This is a genomic window from Hyphomicrobium methylovorum (assembly GCF_013626205.1).
In the GTDB taxonomy this organism is placed as follows: domain Bacteria; phylum Pseudomonadota; class Alphaproteobacteria; order Rhizobiales; family Hyphomicrobiaceae; genus Hyphomicrobium_B; species Hyphomicrobium_B methylovorum.
The window spans coordinates 1-1107 of the sequence record NZ_QHJE01000002.1 but is presented as its reverse complement, the minus strand read 5'-3'; the positions used below and the strand labels follow the sequence as shown (position 1 = coordinate 1107).

At 71.8% G+C, this 1107-nt stretch carries 1 protein-coding gene and 1 pseudogene; one reads left to right on the top strand and one right to left on the bottom strand.

Going from position 1 to position 1107, the window contains the following annotated elements; all coding sequences use genetic code 11:
- Positions 1 to 526, top strand: a pseudogene (locus DLM45_RS16355) (hypothetical protein); the annotation flags it as partial.
- A gap of 37 nt (positions 527 to 563) precedes the next feature.
- Here the strand turns inward: DLM45_RS16355 and DLM45_RS16425 are convergent.
- A partial coding sequence (locus DLM45_RS16425) for a hypothetical protein (RefSeq protein WP_210270014.1) occupies positions 564 to 1107 on the bottom strand: 544 nt, incomplete at its 5' end.

Here is a 1107-nt window from a genome sequence, read left to right as displayed (position 1 = left end):
GCTCGAGGCCGGTGTGCGCGACGTGCGCAACCAGGGCGTCCTAATGCGGGGCGTCAACGACTCCCCCGAGGCGCTGCTCGACCTCTGCTTCGCCCTCCAGGACGAGGCGATGATCACGCCGTACTACTTCTACATGTGCGACATGATCCCGTTCTCCGAGCACTGGCGGGTGTCGCTGCGGGAGGCCCAGGAGCTGCAGCACGCGATCATGGGCTACCTGCCCGGGTTCGCCACGCCGCGCATCGTCTGCGACGTCCCCTTCGTCGGCAAGCGCTGGGTGCACCAGGTCGAGACCTACGACACCATGCGCGGGATGTCGTTCTGGCGCAAGCACTACCGCACCTCCATCGAGGCCGGCGACGACCAGGCGCTGTCGCGCGAGTACGTCTACCACGACCCGATCTACACCCTCCCCGAGGAGGGCCAGGCGTGGTGGCGTGCCCAGCACGACGAGTCCGAGGTCCACGAGGCCGCGCTCGTCGGGGCCGGCGCCAGCCGTGCCGCCTCGGCGGCCGACATCGCCTGACGCCGCCCGGGGCCGGTCGGGCCACCGGCGGTCTCCCTCATCTGAGGTAGCGGCACAGGGCTCGCTCGAGCCTGCTGGTGCGCAGCGGTCGCTTCGGCCGCCCGCTCGGCGCCTGCCGCGGCGGTGGACGGCGCCCGACCGCGCGGACGGCCGTGCGGGCACCGATCACCTCCGGGAGGGATCGCCCTACGACGTCGCTTCCCCAGCCGAGCAGGGGCGGTGGACTGGACCGGTATCGGAGGCCCGAGGGCGTCGTGACGGTGACCTCTCGGGGCGGTCTCGGCGCCAGGTCGTCCTCGACGAGCGCGCCGGGCCTGGTGATGGGGTCACGGACCGACACCGACCAGGCGGGCGCCTCCTTCACCAGGTTGCAGCGGGCGCACGTTCCTCGGCCGTTCACGAAGCTCGTCGGTGCCCCGTTCCGTGCAGGGTCACTGTGGTCGGCGTGGGCGATCAGGGCGTCGCACCACGGTGTGGTGCACACGTCGTCACGCAGGACGAGCATGCGCCGAAGGAGGCCGGCGAAGGTGCGCCGACGGGAGTCCATGCCCACCAGGTCCGGGCCCTCCGGTCGTGTGTAG